Source organism: Cognatundibacterium luofuense, from assembly GCF_018139685.1.
Taxonomy (GTDB): domain Bacteria; phylum Pseudomonadota; class Gammaproteobacteria; order Burkholderiales; family Burkholderiaceae_D; genus Undibacterium; species Undibacterium luofuense.
Genome location: NZ_JAGSPN010000272.1, coordinates 1 through 369 on the forward strand (window position 1 = coordinate 1; position 369 = coordinate 369).

At 52.8% G+C, this 369-nt stretch carries 1 protein-coding gene; it reads right to left on the bottom strand.

Annotated features, from left to right (window positions below):
• Positions 1-369 (bottom strand): DUF2863 family protein (locus KDM89_RS20365; protein ID WP_212689686.1); only part of this gene is annotated, 369 nt, incomplete at both ends.

Consider the following 369-nt stretch of genomic DNA (forward strand, 5'->3'; position numbering starts at 1 on the left):
GAAGGTCTATCCCACATCCGGGTAAGACATGTTTAAACTGTTCTTCGGTTCCTGCCTTCCAGGACTCCAGACACAGGGTTTTGGCCGCTTCGCTGTCATAGGGGGCATCCAGTTGCTGCCAGCGGAACAGATTCTCACCTGCCGGCGCTGCGACTATGCCAAGCAAAAAGCGTATATCTGCCAGGAAGGGCACAGTTTTTTCTTTTTGTGCCTCAGCCGCTGACTGCGTTTGTGTGACCAGCGCCTGCGCCTGTTTTTCCAGCAGGCTGAAGGTCTCACAATGATTGCGTGGCAACTGATCGATAGAATACAGATTGGGCAGCAACTGCAAACGTGTGGCACTTGCCAGTACATGGGTCTGCATTTGCT